Source organism: Methylibium sp., assembly GCF_031393925.1.
In the GTDB taxonomy this organism is placed as follows: Bacteria; Pseudomonadota; Gammaproteobacteria; order Burkholderiales; family Burkholderiaceae_C; genus Methylibium.
Genome location: NZ_JANMWL010000288.1, coordinates 1 through 19,534, shown reverse-complemented (window position 1 = coordinate 19,534; position 19,534 = coordinate 1). Strand labels below are relative to the sequence as shown.

Annotated in this window: 18 protein-coding genes and 1 pseudogene; 12 read left to right on the top strand and 7 right to left on the bottom strand. The window is 67.8% G+C overall.

The features are described 5' to 3' along the window. Positions 1–580, top strand: a pseudogene (locus tag RMO12_RS14975) (hypothetical protein); the annotation flags it as partial. A 22-nt stretch (positions 581–602) separates the two neighbouring features. Further along, complete coding sequence (locus RMO12_RS14970) at positions 603–1,376, top strand: type III pantothenate kinase (protein ID WP_309639882.1); 774 nt, start codon at positions 603–605, stop codon at positions 1,374–1,376. A gap of 36 nt (positions 1,377–1,412) precedes the next feature. On the opposite strand, the gene RMO12_RS14965 is transcribed toward RMO12_RS14970, so the two are convergent. From RMO12_RS14965 to RMO12_RS14935, 7 genes are all read right to left on the bottom strand, one after another. Continuing rightward, positions 1,413–1,502 (bottom strand): DUF2256 domain-containing protein, encoded by a 90-nt coding sequence (locus RMO12_RS14965; protein ID WP_309639881.1) that lies wholly within the window; start codon positions 1,500–1,502, stop codon positions 1,413–1,415. 85 nt (positions 1,503–1,587) lie between these two features. After that, entirely contained in the window at positions 1,588–3,642 is a 2,055-nt protein-coding gene (locus RMO12_RS14960; RefSeq protein WP_309639880.1) for a hypothetical protein, read from the bottom strand. A gap of 93 nt (positions 3,643–3,735) precedes the next feature. Next, complete coding sequence (gene hslU, locus RMO12_RS14955) at positions 3,736–5,064, bottom strand: ATP-dependent protease ATPase subunit HslU (protein ID WP_309639884.1); 1,329 nt, start codon at positions 5,062–5,064, stop codon at positions 3,736–3,738. 85 nt (positions 5,065–5,149) lie between these two features. Further along, positions 5,150–5,686, bottom strand: a complete 537-nt coding sequence (hslV, locus tag RMO12_RS14950) for an ATP-dependent protease subunit HslV (RefSeq protein WP_309625879.1) — start codon at positions 5,684–5,686, stop codon at positions 5,150–5,152. Positions 5,687–5,753: 67 nt separating this feature from the next. Beyond that, positions 5,754–7,595 carry a hypothetical protein gene (locus RMO12_RS14945; RefSeq protein WP_309625880.1) on the bottom strand — a complete coding sequence of 614 codons (1,842 nt, stop codon included), beginning with the start codon at positions 7,593–7,595 and terminating at the stop codon, positions 5,754–5,756. A 31-nt stretch (positions 7,596–7,626) separates the two neighbouring features. Then, entirely contained in the window at positions 7,627–8,586 is a 960-nt protein-coding gene (gene dksA / locus RMO12_RS14940; protein WP_309625881.1) for an RNA polymerase-binding protein DksA, read from the bottom strand. Between the two features lie 126 nt (positions 8,587–8,712). Then, the gene (locus RMO12_RS14935) at positions 8,713–9,750 is read right to left on the bottom strand and encodes a GTP-binding protein (RefSeq protein WP_309639879.1); all 1,038 of its coding nucleotides are present in this window, start codon (positions 9,748–9,750) and stop codon (positions 8,713–8,715) included. A 184-nt stretch (positions 9,751–9,934) separates the two neighbouring features. Between RMO12_RS14935 and RMO12_RS14930 the strand changes: the two genes are divergently transcribed. The 10 genes from RMO12_RS14930 (at position 9,935) to cyoE (ending at position 19,348) form a co-directional block, all read left to right on the top strand. Then, entirely contained in the window at positions 9,935–10,849 is a 915-nt protein-coding gene (locus RMO12_RS14930; RefSeq protein WP_309625883.1) for a transporter associated domain-containing protein, read from the top strand. Next, positions 10,846–12,432, top strand: a complete 1,587-nt coding sequence (lnt, locus tag RMO12_RS14925; protein WP_309639878.1) for an apolipoprotein N-acyltransferase — start codon at positions 10,846–10,848, stop codon at positions 12,430–12,432. Before RMO12_RS14930 ends, lnt begins: the two co-directional genes overlap by 4 nt. A 288-nt stretch (positions 12,433–12,720) precedes the next feature. After that, entirely contained in the window at positions 12,721–13,236 is a 516-nt protein-coding gene (locus RMO12_RS14920) for a DUF1269 domain-containing protein (RefSeq protein WP_309639877.1), read from the top strand. A 43-nt stretch (positions 13,237–13,279) separates the two neighbouring features. After that, on the top strand, positions 13,280–13,801 hold the full coding sequence (locus RMO12_RS14915; RefSeq protein WP_309639876.1) for a hypothetical protein: 522 nt from the start codon (positions 13,280–13,282) through the stop codon (positions 13,799–13,801). Between the two features lie 43 nt (positions 13,802–13,844). Next, positions 13,845–14,972, top strand: a complete 1,128-nt coding sequence (locus tag RMO12_RS14910; RefSeq protein ID WP_309625887.1) for a cytochrome c oxidase subunit II — start codon at positions 13,845–13,847, stop codon at positions 14,970–14,972. An 18-nt stretch (positions 14,973–14,990) separates the two neighbouring features. Beyond that, positions 14,991–16,751, top strand: a complete 1,761-nt coding sequence (locus tag RMO12_RS14905; RefSeq protein ID WP_309639875.1) for a cbb3-type cytochrome c oxidase subunit I — start codon at positions 14,991–14,993, stop codon at positions 16,749–16,751. 70 nt (positions 16,752–16,821) lie between these two features. After that, positions 16,822–17,409, top strand: coding sequence for a bb3-type cytochrome oxidase subunit III (locus tag RMO12_RS14900; RefSeq protein WP_309639874.1), 588 nt, complete (start codon positions 16,822–16,824; stop codon positions 17,407–17,409). A 1-nt stretch (position 17,410) separates the two neighbouring features. Beyond that, the gene (locus RMO12_RS14895; protein WP_309639873.1) at positions 17,411–18,082 is read left to right on the top strand and encodes a heme-copper oxidase subunit III family protein; all 672 of its coding nucleotides are present in this window, start codon (positions 17,411–17,413) and stop codon (positions 18,080–18,082) included. Positions 18,083–18,089: 7 nt separating this feature from the next. Then, positions 18,090–18,413, top strand: a complete 324-nt coding sequence (locus RMO12_RS14890; protein WP_309639872.1) for a cytochrome C oxidase subunit IV family protein — start codon at positions 18,090–18,092, stop codon at positions 18,411–18,413. 17 nt (positions 18,414–18,430) lie between these two features. After that, positions 18,431–19,348: a heme o synthase gene (gene cyoE, locus RMO12_RS14885; protein ID WP_405029691.1), complete on the top strand. Its 918-nt coding sequence runs from the start codon at positions 18,431–18,433 to the stop codon at positions 19,346–19,348. The last annotated feature ends 186 nt before the right edge of the window (positions 19,349–19,534 follow it).

Sequence of the window (19,534 nt, the reverse complement as noted above, 5' to 3'; positions counted from 1 at the left end):
GCCAGTCGAGCCAGCGCAGCATGCCAAGCCGCAGCCCCGTGCCGAGCCGACCGCGGTGCTCGCCGAGTCAGCCCCCGGCGACCCTCTGACAACGCTCGACGAACCGCTCGACGCAAGCGACCCGGTGATGCATGAGCCGGCGCTGCACGAGCCGATGGCGCAGGCGGCCCTGCCAGTGCCCGACGTGCCGTCCCCCTTCGTTGCCGAGGCGACTGCGCCCGACCCGTTTCGGCCTCGTGCGGCCCCGCCGGGCCCGCACGAGACCGTGGACACCGACGCGCGTGACGGCGGCGCAGCCGGCGAGGACGGCGACCCCGACGAGCAGGTTCTTGCCGAAGTGCGTGCCCTGCTGCTCGGCAGCGTGCTGGTCGACGGGCCGGTGAGCGGCTCGCTCCTGGCACTGCGGGTCAGCCGGGCCCGCACGCGCTCGCAGCTGATCGGGCTGGTGTGGGTGATCCAGCGCAGCCTGGCGCGGCGGCCACGCGAAGCACAGCGCCGCGTCGCGAAGGCGCGTGAACTGCTGGGCCTGGGCAACACGCTGGTGCAAGAAGACACCGAACCGGGAGTCGGGTCCGAATGAAGCGGCACGGAGCGCGAGCGCAATGAATTTGCTGGCCATCGACATCGGCAACACGCGGCTGAAGTGGGCGCAGTACGGCTCGCTGACGCCCGCCAGCGAGCCGCTGGCGCAGGGCGCGGTGTTCCTCGAAAACATTGACCAGCTCGCCGACGGCGGCGGCGACTGGGCGCGCCTCGCACCGCCTGACGCCATGCTCGGTTGCTGCGTGGCAGGCGACTCGGTGCGCCACCGTGTCGAGGAACAGCTCGAGCTGTGGGACGTGGCGGCGCGCTGGGTGGTCTCGAGCGCGACCGAGGCGGGCGTCACCAACGGCTACGACCACCCGCTGCGCCTGGGCAGCGACCGCTGGGTCGCGCTCATCGGCGCGCGCGCACGGCTCGCGGCAGTGGGCGTGCGCGTACCGGTGTTGGTGGCGATGGTCGGCACCGCGGTCACCGTCGATGCGCTCGACCCGGACGGACGTTTTCTCGGCGGCCTCATCCTGCCGGGCCACGGCATCATGCTCAAGTCCCTCGAGGCTGGCACCGCGGGGCTGCGCGTTCCGACTGGCGAGGTGCGCGAGTTTCCGACCAACACCTCCGACGCACTCACCAGCGGTGGCACTTTCGCGATCACCGGCGCGATCGAACGCATGCACCGACAACTGCAAGCCAAATGCGGCCAGGCGCCGCGCTGCATCGTGACCGGTGGCGCTGGCTGGAAGGTCGCTCCGGCGCTGGGCATCGACTACGAACTGATCGACACGCTGATCTTCGACGGCCTGCTGACCATCGCTGCGGCGCGGCTTCGGCGTTGAGCGGCCGAGGTCGCTCAAAGCCGCGAGCACGCAACCTCAGCCATCCGGCGACCTGAGCTTGCGACAGGCCGCCGAGCAGTACCTGACTTCGTCCCAGTGTCTGGCCCAGCGCCTGCGCCAAGTCATCGTGCGACCGCAAACCCTAAGGGCTTGTTCGGCAACGACTGCGTGTTGCCCTCGAGAGGAGTCGACCCGGATGCGCCATGCGCGCTCATGCGGCAGTCCGCGGGCCCATGCGCCACGCGTCCCAAGCGGCGAAGGCCGCATCAAACAGCGCCAAGACCGCGGCAGAGGCAAGGGTGGACGTGGAAACCTCGGCACGCGGCCCGTAGAGCGTCCAGACGATCGGAATGAACAGCGTGACCATCGCCAAGGCCCAAGGCACGAACATCAGCAGCGCGGCCGCCTTGCGGCGCTGCATCCACTGGCCCAGGCCCGGAATCAGAGCCGACGCGAGCGCGGCCGTGCGAGCGTCAGGCTGGCGCGTGGTCGCCCCCGCGCTCCCCTGGGCGCGGGCGGTCGGTATTCCCCCAGCCAGCACGCCTGGGCGCCGCAGCAGCGTGGCCACGACCCGCCCGGCGACCGTGGCCGACGACACCGCGCCCGACAGCACCTCGCCGCCGCGCAGCACCAGCTCGAGCCAGCCGCCGGCCCTCCATTGCAGCCATGACTCGCTCGCCTGAGCCTGGCCGGGAGTCAGCGTGCCGCGCTCGGTGCTCACCGCGACCACGTCGCCGAGTGCATGCTGCGACTGCAGGCGGTGGTCCATCAGCGTGGCCACGTACACCAGCAGCCGCTCGTTGGTGAGCACTGCCCAGTGCAGCGTGGGGCGCATCCAGGTGAAAGTTTCGAGCACGTGCTCGCCGTCGCGCAGGTCCATGCCGAGGGCGTCGCTGGCTTCGAGTTTGCGCACGGCCAGCGCATTGAACATTGGCTCGAATGCGCTCTCGCGCGACACGCGCTTCAGACGACGCATCCACATCGGCAGGCTGATGAGGGCGGCCACGATGACCACCAGCAGAACGCCGATCCGCAGACCCGTGCCGCCGGCCGCGTCGAGCCAGCGCGAGAGGGGCGTGAGTTCGAACAGCGCCCAGGACACCCCCACCCACAGAACCCCGGCATTGACCCGCAGGTTCATGCGAATCAGCTCGCCTTGCGACACACGCAGCGTGCCCAGCCGCGACAGGTCGATCGGCGCGCGGCGCTGGCGTGCGCGCCGGCCCGACCATTCGGCCCACAGTGCCAGCGCGAAGGCGACCGCGAAGCTCGCGATGGCCGCCGCGATGCCGACGCTGTAGCGATGCTGCAGCCGCGCACGCCGGCTCGCCAGTTCGTCCCAGTGCCCGCGCAGCGCGGCGTCGCCGAAAGCGCCGAGCGGCTGGCGATCGGCCGACCAGCGCAGTACCGAGAACGTTGCGCCGTCGCTCGCGAGCAGCTCGCCGTTGCCGAGCCAGTCGAAGTCGCGCGGCTCCATCTCGCCGGCATGCGGGAACGCCGCTTCCCGATCGCCGTCGCCGATGGCGACGATGCCGCCCTGCACCATGCCGTTGCGAAACCGCACGAGCGCCGCGCGCCTTTCTGGGCCGGCGCGCGGGTGAGCGCGCGCCGGCCCGAGGTAGCGCGAGGGCGACAGTTCGGAGAGCTGCCGCTCCTCGCGCACCGCGAGCGTGGTTCCGTCCAGCCGCTTGAGCCGGTAGCGGTTGGTGTCGGTGGTCCAGAGCGCATCGTCCTGCCACCAAAGGCCGTTGGTGAACTTGTAGGTGCCCTCGGGTGTGCGCGCGAGATAGGCGCCCTCGGCGTCGAACAGGGCCACGGTGTGGCCGCCGCCGGTGGCGATGGCGAAACGGCCGTCGCCATGGAAGGCCAGGTTGATGGCGCGCGCACCGTGCCGCGCCAGGTCGGACGGCCAGCGTGGCTCGATCTTGCGCACGACGTGAGGCTGAGTGGCGTCGATGAAATACAGCGCCGGGTCGTCGCGCACCGTCGCCACGATGGCGCCGCTCGGGTGGTGCGCCAGATTGGCGGGCGGCCCCGGCAGCCCGATGCTCGCGAGGCTCGTGCGCGAGCGCAACTCGCCGTCGGGCGATACGCGCCAGAGTTCGTCATCGACGCTGATCCAGACCTCGCGCCCGTCCACCGCCACCAGCGCGCTCGGGCCCTGGATGCGGCTCGCCTGCTCGGACGACCCCAGCGCGAATACCAACGCGCCGATCGAAACGGTGAGCAGCAGCACCGCCGCTGCCTTGAGGGCACGCACGCGCATAACGGATCTCCCCTCGTTGTCTTGCCTGCGCGTTCCTGCCTGTCGCGCGCGGCGATTGTGTGGGACGGAGTGGCGGTCGCCGCCGCCCGCGCCTCAGAGGATGAAGCGCGACAGATCCTCGTCGAGCGCCAGCGCGCCGAGCTTGGCGTCGACGTAGGCCGCATCGATCGTCACCGTTTGGCCGGCCAGATGGGGTGCGTCGAAACTGGCTTCGTCGAGCAGACGCTCCATCACGGTCGAGAGCCGTCGCGCGCCGATGTTTTCGGTGCGCTCGTTCACGTCGAAGGCGATCTGCGCGAGCCGGCGCACGCCCTCGGGAAGGAACTCGAGCGTGACGCCCTCGGTGGCCAGCAACGCCTGGTACTGGCGCACCAGGCTGGCGTGCGTCTGCGTCAGGATCGCCTCGAAGTCGTCGACCGACAGCGGACCCAGCTCCACGCGGATAGGAAAGCGCCCCTGCAGCTCCGGGATCAGGTCGCTCGGCTTGCTCAGGTGGAAAGCACCCGAGGCGATGAAAAGTATGTGGTCGGTCTTGACCATGCCGTGCCTGGTCGTCACCGTGGTGCCCTCCACCAGCGGCAGCAGGTCTCGCTGCACGCCTTGGCGCGACACCTCGGCGCCGCTCGAACCGCCCTCGGAGCGCGAGGTCACCTTGTCGATCTCGTCGATGAAGACGATGCCGTTCTGTTCGGCGTTGGCCAGCGCCTGCGCCTTGATCTCGTCTTCGTTGACGAGCTTGGCCGCCTCCTCGTCGATGAGCAGGCGGCGCGCTTCGGAGATCTTGCACTTGCGCACCTTGCGACGCTGCTGTCCGAGGTTGGCGAACATGCCCTTCAACTGCTCGGCCATCTCTTCCATGCCGGGCGGGCCGAGCAGTTCGACGGCGCTGCGCGGCTCGGTGAGTTCGAGTTCGATCTCCTTGTCGTCGAGCGCGCCCTCGCGCAGGCGCTTGCGAAAGGTCTGGCGCGCGGCGCTGTCGGCAGCCGGCGCGGCGGCGATGCCGAATTCGGCGCGCGCTGTGGGCAGCAGGACGTCGAGCAGGCGCTCTTCGGCGGCGTCTTCGGCGTGCGTGCGGTGGGCGCGGATGGCCACCTCGCGCGTTTGCTTGACGGCCATGTCGACCAGGTCGCGCACGATCGAGTCGACGTCCTTGCCCACATAGCCCACCTCGGTGAACTTGGTCGCCTCGACCTTGATGAAGGGCGCGTCGGCCAGCCGCGCCAGCCGTCGCGCGATCTCGGTCTTGCCCACGCCGGTGGGCCCGATCATGAGGATGTTCTTGGGTGTGATCTCGGGGCGCAGCGCGTCGTCGACCTGCTGGCGCCGCCAGCGGTTGCGCAGTGCGATGGCCACCGCACGCTTGGCGGCGTTCTGGCCGACGATGTGGCGGTCGAGTTCGCGGACGATCTCTTGTGGCGTCATGCCCATGACAGACCCTGGCTGGCGGCATACCTCGAGCGATCGCGCCAGGGAAGCCCGCGCGCTTCGTGGCGGCCCGGCACCGGGCTCATTCCAGCACCTCGATCGTGTGCTGCTGGTTGGTGTAGATGCACAGCTCGCCGGCAATTTCGAGTGACTTCTTGACCAGCTCGCGCGGCGCCATCTCGGTGTGTACCAGCAGGGCGCGGGCGGCTGCTTGGGCATAGGCGCCGCCGGAGCCGATGGCGACGATGCCGTACTCGGGTTCGAGCACGTCGCCGTTGCCGGTGATGATGAGCGAAGTCTGCCGATCGGCCACGGCCAGCATCGCTTCGAGCCGGCGCAGTACGCGGTCGGTACGCCAGTCCTTGGTCAGTTCGATGGCGGCCCGGGCGAGTTGCCCCTGGTGCTTCTCGAGCTTGGCCTCGAAGCGCTCGAACAGCGTGAAGGCGTCCGCGGTCGCGCCGGCAAACCCCGCCAGCACCTGGCCGTTGAAGAGCGTGCGCACCTTGCGCGCGCTGGCCTTGACGATGATGTGACCGAGCGTGACCTGCCCGTCGCCGCCGAGCGCGACCTGCTGACCGCGCCGCACGCTGAGGATGGTGGTGCCGTGGTAGGAGTCCATCAGGGGCAGATCGGGCCGGCGGCGCCGAGTTCAACGGGCAGGCTCGGGTGTGTCGCTGCGCCCGGGCTCAAACGGTGTGTGCCCTTACGCGGGCATGCTCGCTGATGCCCATCGCGTTGAAGAACAGGCCCAGCAGGCGGTGCGTCTCGTCGAAATGCACCAGCCGGTTCTCGGTGCGGCGGTTGAGCACCCAGTTGAGCAAATCGCCTGCGGCCAAGAAATCCATGCGAATCAGCCGCGAACAGTTGATGTTGACAACCCCGGCGCCGCCGAGTTTGGCCTCGAGTTGCCTCAGCACGTCGCCGATGTCGCCCACCAGCTGGCCCGAGAGCTCGACGGCGGCGCTGCGGATGCCGCCGGTTTCTTCGAGCACCTGCGATTCGGCGAAGCCGGTCGAGATTTCGGTCACCATGGCGCGGGAATTGAGCGTGACGCCGCCGGTGTCGGCACGCTTGACGCTCGACAGAGGCCGCTCCCACGACGGCGGCGAGACCTCGTAGGTCACGCAGTAGTCGATCGCCACTTCGTCGAACTGGTCGGGCCGGTTCGACATGCGCAGCATCTCCAGGCGCAGCAACCAGAGCACCGGGTCGGCATCACGGGAACCCGTGGGCGCAGCCTCGGCAAGCACCGTCAGCACGCGCTCGGAATTCATCCAGCGCATCTGGATCGCTTGCGTGCTCCAGTGGTGCAGCAGCCTGATCAGGTCGCTGCAAGCGTCGAGTTCGATGGAAGCCACCGGGCTCCAGTCGAGCACCCAGGGCATCGGCATCTGCAGCGTCTTGGCGCGCAACTGCGTCACAGCGTCGACATCAATGCGTCCCGGCGCGATCCAGCCGACGTTGCCCTCGACGCGCACCGCACCGCCGCGCGCCGCACCGCCCGACTGCGCCTCGGCCGCCGCCACCAACTGCGGTATCGAGAACCACTGCGGCGCCGACCAACCGAAGCGCTGAACGTAGTCGAGCGCCAGGCTCTCGAAGGGCATCTGCTGCCCGGTGGCGCGGTACAGGTCGAACAGCACCAGCCAGGTTTCGGCGTGGTTGCTGCGCGTACCGCGCGACGAGATCAGCTCGTTGATGGAGCGCTCGCAGGCTTCGAACTCGGCATTGGCGAAGGAGATGACCGCCTCGTCAAGCTCGGGGTCGGGGGCGACGTCGTTGACCTCGACGCCCAGGGGGCCGCCAAAATTGGTTGCGGCCGCCGGGCCCAGTGCCGGCCCGCGGATCGGCGATGCCGACACGCTCGACGCAAGGGCCGGCGCTGTGGGCCCCGCTGCAACCGGCGATGCGGACGCAGCACGCGCCTCGGTCAACGTCGAATCCCAAGCCAGCGCATTGCTCGGCAAGGCAGAGGCCGCCGCGGGTGACTCCGATGGTTGCGTGTCCGGCCCCGCATCGGAGGGCGCATCGTTGCTGAACGGCTGGTTGAGCGCCGGCGCCTGTTCGTCGAAGCGGCCCTGCGCCGTCGGGGCGGTGTAGAACGAGGGTGTGTGGGTGATCTGGCTGCGGCGGCCGCTCACCTCGCCGTCCATCTGCTGTTCGATCTCATCGATCTTGGCCTTGACCACCGCGTCATCCGGGCGCGCCACGCTGGAGCGGGGCTGATCCGAGTCGTCGAGATCAGACGTGCCCTGCATGCCTGACAGGCCATCGGCCGGCAGGCCTTCGCGACGGATCTTGCGCAGCATGTCGAACTCGCGCTTGCGCACGAAGTCGTTGCGGCGCTTGCGCTCGATCATCGCCTTGAGCTCGCTCTTGGCGTAGCCGTTTTGTATCGGCTCCTCGGGTGGCGCCGTCAGCTCGGTCCAGTCGGTCGCCGGATTGGCGACGAACTTCACCACCTTGCGAAAGAAGCTGGTGCTGCCGTCCTTGGAATCGGGCTTGGAATCGTGCTTGGTGTCGACCATCGGCGCAGTCCGTCAGGCGAGCATTGGCCGGTCAGTCGCCGAACATCTTTTGCTTCATCTCGCGGCGCTGCTGGGCCTCGAGCGACAGCGTGGCGGTCGGGCGCGCGAGCAGGCGGCCCAGGCCGATCGGCTCGCCGGTCTCGTCGCAAAAGCCGTAGTCGCCGGCTTCGATGCGCGCGATCGACTGCGAGATCTTCTTGAGTAGCTTGCGTTCGCGGTCGCGCGTGCGCAGCTCGAGTGCATGCTCTTCCTCGATGGTGGCGCGGTCGGCCGGGTCGGGCACGATCGAGGTGTCTTCGCGCAGGTGCTCGGTGGTTTCGCCGGCGTTGTCGAGCAGGTCGTTCCTCTGCTGCATGAGCCGCGTGCGGAAGAAATCGAGCTGCTTGTCCTTCATGTACTCGGCGTCGGGCATCGACATCAGCTCGTCTTCGCTCAGGTCACGGCCGGCCTTGGTCTTCCAGACGTTGGCGAGCTTCGGGTCAATCTTGCGCACCGGACGCGGCAGGTCGATCACGTTGCTGGGCGGCGGACGACTCGGTGGCGGCAGCGGCACCGACGGCGGATGCAGGTCGACCGGCTGGGCGTGCGCTGCGCGCGAGGAGCGCAGCTTGGTGGCCGGCTTGGAAGGCGCTTTTTTCGGGGCGATCTCTTGGGGAGGGGTCGGGGCAGTCACGGTCTTGGCCGAGGCCTTCGTCACGGGGGCGGCGGCGGTCGGTTTCTTGTGGGCAGCCGGCGCGGGGGCGGTCGGCTTGCCACTCGGTTGTTTGGCCAGCGCCTTGACGGGCGCAGGAGAGGATGTTTTCTTGGCGACCGGCTTTGCAGCTGGCTTTACGGCTGACTTTGCAGCGGACTTGGCGGCTGGCAAGTCCCGCGCTTTCGTGGCGAGCTTGGTGCCCTTGACCGCTGGCTTGACGGCGGGCAGGGCCTTCGCCTGCTTGGCGGCGGGACGGGTCGCGGTCTTGGTCGCGGTCTTGGCCGGGGTCTTGCTCACAGCGGAGTTCTCCTCACGGCGGTTCATACCTGCGCGGTCATACCTGTTGTGTATGGCATGCCGCCGCTGCCGGGCCGTGCTCGGGCGCCGCGCATTGTAGCGACGCGTCGAGCCGCTCCATGCGAATTACATCAGGCATTGCGCCAGACCCTGGTCGAAGATGTCCTTGGGCAGATCGATGCCGATGAACACCATCTTGCTCGTGCGCGCCTCGCCCTCGGCCCAGGCCGGCCCGACGTCGCTGCCCATCAGCTGGTGTACGCCCTGGAAAATGACTTTGCGATCGAACCCCTGCACCTGCAGCACACCCTTGTAGCGCAGCATGCGCGGGCCGTAGATGTTGACCATGGTGCCGAGGAATTCTTCGAGCTTGGCCGGGTTGAAGGGCCGCTCGGCGCGAAACACGAAGCTCTTCACGTCGTCGTCGTGGGCATGGTGGTGCGACGGGTGGTCGCAGTGTTCGCCATGCTCGTGATCGTGGCCGCGATCGTGATCGTGATCGTCGTCGGCTTTCAGGAAGTCGGGGTCGATTTCCAGCTTGGCGTTGAGATTGAAGCCGCGCAGGTCGAACACCTCGCTAAGCGCCACCTCGCCGAAATGCACGGCCTTGAGCGGCGCGCGCGGGTTCATGCGCTTCAAGCGCTGGACCAGCGCCTCGGTGTCCCCCGGCGCGACCAGGTCGGTCTTGCTCAGGAAGATCTGGTCGGCAAAACCCACCTGGCGGCGCGCTTCCTGGCGGTCGTCGAGCTGCTGCTGCGCGTGCTTCACGTCCACCAGCGTGAGGATCGAGTCGAGCAGGTAGCTTTCGGCGATCTCGTCGTCCATGAAGAAGGTCTGCGCCACCGGACCAGGGTCGGCCAGGCCGGTGGTTTCGATCACGATGCGGTCGAACTCGAGCTCGCCCTTGCGGCGCCGCTCGGCCAGGTCGGTCAAGGTGGCGCGCAGATCCTCGCGGATGGTGCAGCAGATACAGCCGTTGCTCATCTGAACGATCTGTTCCTTGGTATCGGAGACCAGGATGTCGCTGTCGATGTTTTCCTCACCAAACTCGTTCTCGATCACGGCGATCTTCTGGCCGTGGGCCTCGGACAGCACGCGCTTGAGCAGCGTGGTTTTCCCCGAGCCCAGAAAGCCGGTGAGGATGGTGGCGGGGATGAGTGACATGGTGGCGTGTGCAAGGGGCTGCGAAGCGGTCACCGAAGGTGAGGGTGGGCGACTGTCAATCAAGGCCCCGGGGCTGTCAAGCAAGCGGCGGGCCGGCGCCCGCGCGAGCACGCCAGCGGTGCGCCCAGGGCCGACATCACCCTGGGTTATTCTTGTCCGGTACCCACTCCAGGCACCTCCCGCCGTGTCCGAGCCCCATCCAAGTCGACCTGCTCGCGCAGGCGACAAGGCGTCGCCGCATGCCGACAAAACCGGCGACAAGCGCAGTCTGTTCGAGCGCATCGTCGAGTTCCTCGCGCCCGGCCCGGATTCCAAGGACGAACTGATCGAGACGCTGGCCGATGCCGAGTTGCGCCAGCTGATCGAGCCAGAGTCGCGCATCATGCTCGAGGGTGTGCTGCGCATGGCCGACATGACGGCCGGCGACGTGATGGTGGCCACCCCGCGCATGGACCTGCTCGACATCGAGGCGCCCTACGACGAGCTGCTGGCGATGGTGATCGATACCGGCCACTCGCGTTTCCCGGTGTTCGACGGCGAGCGCGACAACGTCATCGGCATACTGATGGCCAAGGACTTGCTCAAGTTGCAGCGCTCGCCCGAACTCAACCTGCGTGCCCTGCTGCGCCCGGCCACCTTCGTGCCCGAGACCAAGGGCCTCAACGAGTTGCTGCGCGATTTCCGCTCCAACCGCAATCATCTCGCCATCGTCATCGATGAGTTCGGCACGACCGCCGGCCTGCTGACCATCGAAGACGTGCTCGAAGAGATCGTCGGCGAGATCGAGGACGAGTTCGACGACAAGGACCACGCCTCGGGGGTGTTCACCTTGGCCGACGGCAGCCAGCGCGTGGCCGGCGACGCCGCCATCGCCGAGGTCAACATGGTGTTCGACACCGCGCTGTCGGAGGACGATTTCGACACCATCGGCGGCCTGGTCGCGCACGAACTCGGCCGCGTCATGCGCCGCGGCGAAACCGTCGACGTCGGCGGGCTGCGCTTTGCAGTGATGCTCGCGCGCGGTGGTGCGGTGCGCTGGTTCAAGGTGATTCGCGCCGACGCTGCGGCCCCCGCGCCGGGACCGGCGCCTGAAGCTTGAGCGCTGGGGCGGGGGCGGGGGCGGATTTCACGCCGCTGCAAAGCCGGGCCTGGCCGTTGGCCACCGAGTTGCTGCTGCTGCTCGCGGCCGGCGCGCTTCACGCGCTCTCGTTTGCGCCCCCGGTCGCGGCCGGCTGGCTGCAAGCGGCGTGCGTCGCGCTGCTGGCGTGGCGCGTGGCGGGCACCCGGCTGCCGGGGCATGCCGCCGCGCTGGGCGGCGCCTTTTCCGTGGCCTGGCTGGGCGGCGGCGTGTGGTGGCTCTTCATCAGCATGCACCGCTACGGCGGCATGCCGGCCTGGCTGGCGGCGCTGGCGGTGTTGCTGCTGTGCGGCTTTCTGTCGCTCTACCTTGCCGCGGCCATGGCGGCGTGGGTGCGCTGGCGGCCTGCCTCGGGGTGGGGTGCCGCCTTGCTGTTCGCGGCGCTATGGCTGCTGGCCGAGCTGGCGCGTGGCGTCCTGTTCACCGGCTTTCCGTGGGTCGCTGCCGGCTATGCGCACGTCGACGGCGCGCTCGCCGGCCTGGCGCCCTGGCTCGGTGTCTACGGCATCGGCGCCTGGTCGGCATTCGTCGCGGCGTTCGTTGCCACCGCCGTCGAGCGGCCAGGCCGCGAGCGCATCGGGGCTGGCGTCGCTGCGCTCGCGCTGTGGTGGCTGCCGGCGGCCCTGCCGCTTGATTTCACCGCGGCCAGCGGCACGCTGTCGGTGGCCTTGCTGCAGGGCAATGTGCCGCAGGACGAAAAGTTCGAGCCCGCTCGACAGCCCGAGGCGCTCGCCTGGACCGTTGGCGAGTTGTTGGCTGCGCGCGCCGACCTGGTGATCGCCCCCGAAACCGCGATCCCGGTGTTGCCGGCCCAACTGCCCGAGGGCTTCTGGCAAGGACTGCGCGGCGCGTTCGCCGACGGCGAGCGCGCCGCACTGGTCGGCATTCCCCTCGGCGACGCCGCCAGCGGCTACACCAACTCGGCGATCGGCCTGTCGCGCGCTGCCGCCGACGGCCCACGCGGTTTCTATCGCTACGACAAGCACCACCTGGTGCCCTTCGGCGAATTCATCCCGCCGGGCTTTCGCTGGTTCGTCGACCTGATGAACATGCCGCTCGGCGACTTCAACCGCGGCCCGCTCGCGGCACCCGCTTTCGCGGTGCAGGGCCAGCGCGTGGCCCCCAACATCTGCTACGAAGACCTGTTCGGCGAGGAGCTGGCGGCACGCTTCGTCGACCCGCTCGGTGCGCCGACCGTGCTGGCCAACCTCAGCAACATCGCCTGGTTCGGCGAGTCGGTCGCGATCGCGCAGCACCTGCAGATTTCGCGCCTGCGTGCACTCGAGCTGCAGCGGCCGATGGTGCGCGCCACCAACACCGGCGCCACGGTCATCATCGACCACCGCGGCGTGGTGACGCATGCGCTGGCCCCGCACAGCCGCGGCGTGCTGCGAGGGCCGGTACAGGGGCGCAGCGGCCTCACGCCATTTGCCGCGTGGGCGGGGCACCTGGGCCTGTGGCCGCTCGGCCTGGCGGCCCTGGCCGGTCTGCTGGCCGCGGTGCTGGCGCGGCGGCGACAAGAGCGAGTCGAAACCGCCCCATGAGATTGCCGCTCCTCGCCCGATGCGCGCTGTTGTTGCTGGCCGGACTCGCAAGCGCGGCCGTGCGCGCCAATCCGGCCGACTAAATCTTCAGTCCGGTGGTCGAGCGCGGCGAGTGCGAGATCGACGGCAAGGCCGGCGTGGCGCCCGGGCCGCGACGGCCGCAGCGCCTGGGGCGGCAAGTTCGGCTCGAATACGGCGTCACGACTGCCGCTTGCCATAAGTCGCGAAAAGGATTAAAAAAACGGCACGAACTGCTCTGCCGCCGCACGCTCATTGCAAGGAGGGAATATGCGAAGACGCATTTATTGGTTGTTGCCCGACCTGGCAAGCGCCAGGCGGACGATGGATGACTTGTTGCTCGCCCGAATCTCCGAGCCGAACATCCACTTCGTCGCCCGCGAGGGCTCCGACATGACCGGGCTGCACACCGCCAACGTGCTGCAAACCTCGGACGTGATCCGGGCCGCCCAGGCCGGCCTAGTGATCGGTGGATCGGTCGGCGCCGTGCTCGGTGTGCTGGCGGCGATTTTCTTTCCGATCTTCGGCGATTCGCCGCAGTGGGGCATGGTCGCGGTGCTGGCGATCGTGGGTGCCGGGTTCGGCGCCTGGGCTTCGAGCATGATCGGCATCTCCACCCCCAGCAGCCGCCTCAAACGTTTCGAGCCCGCCATCGAGCAAGGGCAAATCCTGCTAATGGTCGACGTGCCGCGCTCGCGCGTCGAAGAGATCGAAGAGCGCCTGCAAGCCCTGCATCCCGAAGCCCATTTCGAGGGCGTGGAGCCGAATATCCCGGCGTTCCCCTGAGCCGCGCCTGCGGCTTGGGCCAACGCCTCTTCGCGAGGTGGTCATGGAACTTCAATTGCATTTGCACCGCTGGGGTCGCAACCGGCCGGACTGGACGGCCGCGGCGGTTTCGGGCTTCGCAGCCGGGGCGATCCTGATGGTGCTCGAGCTGGCGTGGGCCGCGACGATGAGTGGCAATGGGCCTTGGCGCACCCCCCAACTCGTGGCCGCGCTGGTGCTCGGGCCCGACACGCTGGCTGCGTCGGCCTACAGCTTCAGCGTGCGGGTCGCCGCGTTGGCGCTGGTCATCCACTACGCGCTGGGCATCCTCTTCGGCCTCGTGCTCGGCTATGTCATTGCCGGGTTCCACTACGAAACCAGCCTGGGCGTCATGCCGCTCTTCGGCGCCGGGGTCGGCGTGCTGCTCTACCTGGTGAATTTCTACGTTCTGACTCAACTGACACCGTGGTTTGCAGAGTTGCGCGGCTGGTCGACCCTGATCGCCCACATCGTATTCGGGGTTTCGACCGCGCTTTTGTACTGGCAGTTGTGGCGGCGCGGCGTGAAGCCGCAACGCAGCGCCTGACCCTCCGGGGCCCACGCCCCTTCGCACGAAAAATGCTGGCCCCATGGCGATCGCCGCCGCGCTGTTTATCATCGTCATCGGGTCGGTGGTCTTCCACATCGTCACACCGTGGTGGCTCACGCCGCTGGCCTCCAACTGGAAACAGATGGACGACATGCTGGCGATCACGCTGGCGATCACCGGCTTGTTCTTCGTCGTCATCAACCTGTTCGTCGTCTACTCGCTGTGGCGCTTTCGGCATCGCGAAGGGGGTCGACGCGCAGCCTACGAGCCCGAGAACAAGAAGCTCGAATACTGGCTGACCGGCATCACGACCGTCGGCATCATCGGGTTGCTGGCGCCCGGCCTCGCTGTCTATGCGGCCTATGTTTCGCCACCGTCCGACGCGATGGTGCTCGAGATCGTCGGCCAGCAATGGCAATGGCGTTTCCGCCTCGCGGGTGACAGCGGCAAGTTCGGCGGCAGCGACGCGCGCTTCGTCAGCAGCTCCAACCCGCTCGGCCTGGACCCGGCCGACCCGCTGGCACAAGACAACCTGGTCGTGGTCGGCAACGAGGTCCACCTGCCGCTGAACCGACCGGTCAAGGTGATCTTGCGTTCGCACGACGTGTTGCACGACTTCTTCGTGCCGCAGTTCCGCGCCCGCATGAACATCGTTCCCGGCCAGGTGAGTTCGTTCTGGTTCACCCCGACGGTCGTCGGGCGCTACGAGTCGATGTGCGCGCAACTGTGCGGCGTCGGCCATGCCAACATGCGCGGCTACGTGGTGATCGAGGAAGAAGCGGCGTATCGAGCCTGGCTGAAGACGCAGCCCACCTTCGCCGAGACGCAAAGGCCCGCCGCACCGGCCGGCGGCGTCGACATGCCGGCCGCTCAGGGCAAGGCACTCGCGCAGTCCAAGGGCTGCGTGGCCTGCCACACGATCGACGGCAGCCCGGGGGTCGGCCCGACCTGGAAGGGGCTTTACGGCAAGACCGAAACCATGACCGACGGCTCCACGGCGCTGGTCGACGATGCCTACCTGAAGGGCTTCATCCGCGACCCCCGGGTGCGCGATGTAAAGGGTTTCCCGAATGTCATGCCGAAGATCGAGTTGACCGAAGACGAACTCGGCGCGCTGGCGGCCTACATCAAGTCGCATGGAAGCGCGCCGGCTCCGACGGCGCGTTGACGACACGCTTTGAACGCCATGGACCACGCCCACGACGAAGAACACCTCGCCCCCCAGACCTTCATCACGAAGTACGTCTGGAGCCAGGATCACAAGGTGATCGCGGTGCAGTACGCCACCATCGCAATCCTGGTCGGCCTGCTCGGACTGGTGCTGTCGAACCTGATGCGCTTGCAGCTCGGCTTCCCGGGCATGTTCGAGTTCATCAACCCCGAGCGCTATTACCAGTTCGTCACCATGCACGGGATGATCATGGTGATCTACCTGCTCACCGCGCTGTTCCTCGGAGGCTTCGGCAACTACCTGATCCCGTTGATGATCGGCGCACGCGACATGGTGTTCCCCTACCTCAACATGTTGAGCGTGTGGGTCTACCTGCTGTCGGTCCTGGTGCTGCTGGCGAGTTTCTTCGTGCCCGGTGGCCCCACCGGCGCCGGCTGGACGCTCTACCCGCCCGCCGTCATCCTGCCCGGAACTCCCGGCCACGACTGGGGGATCATCCTGATGCTGGTGTCGCTGGTGATCTTCATCGTCGCCACGACGATGGGCGGCCTGAACTACGTCACCACGGTGCTGCAGGCGCGCTGCGAAGGCATGACCTTGCTGCGCATGCCGCTGACGGTGTGGGGCATCTTCGTCGCGACCATCCTGGCGCTGCTGGCGTTCCCGGCGCTGTTCGTCAGCGGCGTGATGATGCTGCTCGACAAGACGCTGGGCACGAGCTTCTTCATGCCCGCGCTGGTGTCGATGGGGCAGGTGACCAACTACAAGGGCGGCAGTCCGCTGCTGTTCCAGCACCTGTTCTGGTTCTTCGGCCACCCCGAGGTCTACATCGTCGCGCTGCCGGCCTTCGGCATCGTCTCCGACCTGATCAGCGTGCATGCGCGCAAGGCGATCTTCGGCTACCGCACCATGGTGTGGGCCATCGTCGTGATCGGCGGCTTGAGCTTCGTGGTCTGGGCCCACCACATGTTCGTCAGCGGCATGAACCCGTGGTTCGGCTTCTTCTTCGCCACCAGCACGCTGATCATCGCCGTGCCCACTGCGATCAAGGTCTACAACTGGGTGCTCACGCTGTGGCGCGGCGACATACACCTGTCGGTGCCGATGCTGTTCACGCTCGCCTTCCTGCTGACGTTCCTGAGCGGCGGCCTGACCGGGCTCTTCCTCGGCAATGTCAGCGTCGACATCCCGTTGTCGGGCACCTACTTCGTGGTGGCGCACTTCCACATGGTGATGGGCGTGGCGCCGATCCTGGTTGTCTTCGGTGCCATCTACCACTGGTTTCCGAAGGTCACGGGACGCATGCTCGACGACCGGCTCGGCCACTTTCACTTCTGGGTCACCTTCATCGGCACCTACCTGATCTACTTTCCGATGCACTACCTGGGCGTGCTGGGCATGCCACGGCGCTACTACAACTTCGACAACTACCAATTTATTCCCGCCTCGGCGCACGCGCTCAACACCTTCATCACCGTGGTCGCGCTGATCGTCGGCGCGGCGCAACTGGTGTACGTGTTCAACCTGGTGTGGAGCACCTTCCGCGGGCGATTGGCCAGCACCAACCCCTGGCGCGCGGCCTCGCTCGAGTGGTTCACGCCGCAGTCCCCTCCGGTGCATGGCAACTGGGGGGCGCGGCTGCCGGTCGTGCACCGCTGGGCCTACGCCTATGGCGTCCCCGGCGCGCGCGAGGACTTCATCGCGCAGAACGCTCCGCATGCCGACGGTGGCCAGGAACCCGAACCCTATGAAGGCACGAAGGAGGCACGCGCATGAGCCCGCACGGCCGCCCGAAGGGCGAATACTCCCGCTCGGCGGGATCGCGCGCAGCGCTTAGGGTCCCCCAATGAACAGCGCCGTGCTGGGCGCCCCGCGCCGTGGTGTCGAGCCCGGGGCCGCCGCGGTGGCCGGTACGGGCCTGTGGGTGTTCATCGGTGTCGCGAGCACCCTGTTTCTCCTGTTCCTCAGCGCCTACGTCATGCGCATGGATGGCAGCGGCGACTGGTCGCCCATCGGCATGCCGTGGCAACTGTGGTTGAGCACGGCGCTGCTGGTTGCCAGCAGCCTGCTGCTGCACCGGTCGAGCCGCACGCCGGATCCGATCCGGGCAAGGCAGTGGCTGCTCGCTGGCGGCGCCTGCGCGTTCGGCTTCCTGCTCGTGCAACTGTGGGGCTGGCAGGTGCTGCAGGCCGCACGGGTGGTGCTCGTCGGCAATCCGGCGGCGAGTTTCTTCTATGTGCTGACGACTCTGCACGGCCTGCACGTCATCGGTGGCCTGGTCGGCTGGGCCGTCACGCTGCGCGACCCCAGGCCGTGGCGCATCGCGCTGTGCGCGCGCTACTGGCACTTCCTGCTCGCGGTGTGGGTCGTGCTGTTCGGCGCGCTCGGCTGGCTCACGCCCGACGTGGTCGATTTCATCTGCGGCAGGAGCTGATATGTCGTCTGTGCCCGCGCCGCAAGGCGGCCTGAACGAGTTCGTGTCCGACTGGTCGTCCGACCGCGAGGCGTTCAAGAACGTCCCGTGGGGCAAGGCGATGATGTGGATCTTCCTGCTGTCCGACACCTTCATCTTCGGCAGTTTTCTCACCGGCTACATGACGGTACGCAGCTCGACGACGGTGCCCTGGCCGAACCCGAGCCAGGTGTTCGCGCTGCATGTGGGCGGTGCCGACATTCCGCTGCTGCTGATCGCAATCATGACCTTCGTGCTGATCAGCAGCAGCGGCACGATGGCGATGGCCGTCAACTGCGCCTACAGCCGCGACCGCCGCAACGCCGCCAGGTTGATGTTCGTGACCGCGGCGTTCGGCGCCATGTTCGTCGGCATGCAGGCCTTCGAATGGAGCAAGCTGATCGCAGAAGGCGTTCGCCCCTGGGGCAACCCGATGGGTGCGGCGCAGTTCGGTTCGATCTTCTTCTTGATCACCGGCTTCCACGGCCTGCACGTCACGGCCGGCGTGATCTACCTGAGCGTCGTGGCGGTGCGCCTGCTGCGCGGGCGCTACGACAAACGCGGCAACTACCAGATCGTCGAGATCGCCGGCCTGTATTGGCACTTCGTCGACCTGGTCTGGGTTTTCATCTTCGCGTTGTTCTATCTCTGGTGAGGCGACCATGACAAGCACGACCGGCACGGGCCAGCAACATCATCCCATCGGCCTGTACCTGAAGATCTGGGCGCTGCTGTTCGTGCTCAGCGCGATGTCGTACTCCGTCGACTATTTTCACTTCCAGGGCGTGCTGCGCTGGACCCTGATCCTGACCTTCATGATGATGAAGGCCGGGCTCATCGTCGCGGTGTTCATGCACCTGGCGTGGGAACGGCTGGCGCTGATCTACGCGATCCTGCTGCCGCCGCTGGCGCTGCTGGTGCTGGTGTGGCTGACGTCGTCCGAGGCCGACTACACGCACCTGACGCGGCTACTGTTTTTCCGCTGAAAGCGCGGGGCCGCGCCATCGAAACCTCCGTCGCCATCGCAAATTCCCGCGCGGCGTGGCGCAGCTACCTGGAGCTGACCAAGCCACGCGTGGTCGCGCTGATGCTGTTCACCGTCGTCGTCGGCATGCTGATGGCCACGGGTTCGGCACTGCCCTGGCGGGTACTGGTCTTCGGCCCGCTCGGAATCGCCCTGGTGGCGGCCAGTGCCGCCGCGGTCAACCATCTGGTCGACCGCCACGTCGACGCCATCATGGCCCGCACCCGCGCCAGACCCCTGCCCAGCGGGGCGCTCGGCTGCACCCAGGTGGCAACGTTTGCCGTTGCGCTCGGCCTGGCGGGAATGGCTTTGCTGGTGGTCTTCACCAACCCGCTGTGTGCGGCACTGACCTTCGCCTCGCTGGTCGGCTACGCGGGCGTCTACAGCCTGTACCTCAAGCGCGCCACGCCGCACAACATCGTGATCGGCGGCGCGGCAGGCGCGGCGCCGCCGCTGCTCGGCTGGGTCGCGGTGACGGGGCAACTCGACCCCGGCGCGCTGCTCCTGTTCCTGATCATCCTGGTGTGGACGCCACCGCATTTCTGGGCCCTGGCGATTGCGCGTCGCGACGAGTACGCGCGCGCGGCGATCCCGATGCTGCCCGTCACCCACGGTGTCGCGTTCACGTCGCTGCGCATCCTGCAGTACAGCGTCGCCATGGCGCTGATCGCGCTGCTGCCGTTCGCCATCGGGATGAGCGGCTGGCTCTACCTGTCCGGCGCCGCCGCGCTGGGCGGACGCTTCGTCTGGCTGGCCGACAGGCTGCGGCGCGACTCGCGCCTGGCGATGCCGACCTTCCGCTTTTCGATCGTCTACCTTTTCGCCTTGTTTGCCCTGCTGTTGATCGATCAGTACTTCGACTTGGAAAGCAGCGTCGCAGCCTCAATAATCAATTGAGGCCGCGAGCGTGGCGAGCCCACCCGCGTGCGCGCCGAGGCGTCGTCTGCGACCGAGTTCGGCTACCAATGGCAGCTTCGCGCGCATCGCGACGCGCCGCTCGGATGGGGTGTGCAGGGTTTCGGCCATCCCGGCCGCTGGGACCGCTGGGCGCCGCGCGCCGCGCTTCGCACATCCTCGGCCCGG

Excerpts from the sequence above, each read along its gene's own strand:
- RMO12_RS14970 (WP_309639882.1), top strand. The coding sequence starts at position 603 with ATGAATTTGCTGGCCATCGACATCGGCAACACGCGGCTGAAGTGGGCG.
- RMO12_RS14965 (WP_309639881.1), bottom strand. The coding sequence starts at position 1,502 with ATGACTTGGCGCAGGCGCTGGGCCAGACACTGGGACGAAGTCAGGTAC.
- RMO12_RS14960 (WP_309639880.1), bottom strand. The coding sequence starts at position 3,642 with ATGCGCGTGCGTGCCCTCAAGGCAGCGGCGGTGCTGCTGCTCACCGTT.
- hslU (WP_309639884.1), bottom strand. The coding sequence starts at position 5,064 with ATGACGCCACAAGAGATCGTCCGCGAACTCGACCGCCACATCGTCGGC.
- hslV (WP_309625879.1), bottom strand. The coding sequence starts at position 5,686 with ATGGACTCCTACCACGGCACCACCATCCTCAGCGTGCGGCGCGGTCAG.
- RMO12_RS14945 (WP_309625880.1), bottom strand. The coding sequence starts at position 7,595 with ATGGTCGACACCAAGCACGATTCCAAGCCCGATTCCAAGGACGGCAGC.
- RMO12_RS14935 (WP_309639879.1), bottom strand. The coding sequence starts at position 9,750 with ATGTCACTCATCCCCGCCACCATCCTCACCGGCTTTCTGGGCTCGGGG.
- RMO12_RS14920 (WP_309639877.1), top strand. The coding sequence starts at position 12,721 with ATGCGAAGACGCATTTATTGGTTGTTGCCCGACCTGGCAAGCGCCAGG.
- RMO12_RS14915 (WP_309639876.1), top strand. The coding sequence starts at position 13,280 with ATGGAACTTCAATTGCATTTGCACCGCTGGGGTCGCAACCGGCCGGAC.
- RMO12_RS14910 (WP_309625887.1), top strand. The coding sequence starts at position 13,845 with ATGGCGATCGCCGCCGCGCTGTTTATCATCGTCATCGGGTCGGTGGTC.
- RMO12_RS14905 (WP_309639875.1), top strand. The coding sequence starts at position 14,991 with ATGGACCACGCCCACGACGAAGAACACCTCGCCCCCCAGACCTTCATC.
- RMO12_RS14900 (WP_309639874.1), top strand. The coding sequence starts at position 16,822 with ATGAACAGCGCCGTGCTGGGCGCCCCGCGCCGTGGTGTCGAGCCCGGG.
- RMO12_RS14895 (WP_309639873.1), top strand. The coding sequence starts at position 17,411 with ATGTCGTCTGTGCCCGCGCCGCAAGGCGGCCTGAACGAGTTCGTGTCC.
- RMO12_RS14890 (WP_309639872.1), top strand. The coding sequence starts at position 18,090 with ATGACAAGCACGACCGGCACGGGCCAGCAACATCATCCCATCGGCCTG.